Origin of the sequence: Mesorhizobium sp. M8A.F.Ca.ET.208.01.1.1, assembly GCF_004791315.1 — a bacterium.
Lineage (GTDB): Bacteria > Pseudomonadota > Alphaproteobacteria > Rhizobiales > Rhizobiaceae > Mesorhizobium.
Genome location: NZ_SRUT01000339.1, coordinates 1 through 294, shown reverse-complemented (window position 1 = coordinate 294; position 294 = coordinate 1). Strand labels below are relative to the sequence as shown.

Annotated in this window: 1 protein-coding gene; it reads right to left on the bottom strand. The window is 62.2% G+C overall.

The genetic code is table 11. The annotated features are described in order from the left end of the window. Positions 1-269: DUF4424 family protein (locus EN851_RS35560; RefSeq protein WP_135931130.1), on the bottom strand; the 269-nt coding region annotated here is incomplete at its 3' end. Between the last annotated feature and the right edge of the window lie 25 nt (positions 270-294).

Here is a 294-nt window from a genome sequence, read left to right as displayed (position 1 = left end):
TCGGGGATCGCCGGCATCTCGTTCGGGTCGCCTTCGATGTCGGGCATCGGGAAGGCAACGATGGCACTGACGTCCTTGTCGGTGTTGTTGCGGAAGACATAGTCGACCGTGACCTTTTCCTGCGAGATGAAGAGGTCCTCGCTCTCCATGGCGACGGCGTCGCTGCGCGACAGGATCAGTCCCCCGGTTCCGAGTTCTGCGATCGAATCGTTGGCCAATGCCGGTGCGACCGACAATGCCAGCGCTGCGGTCAGGATAGTGCGGAACATGAACCCCCTCTTGGCGGCAGAGCCG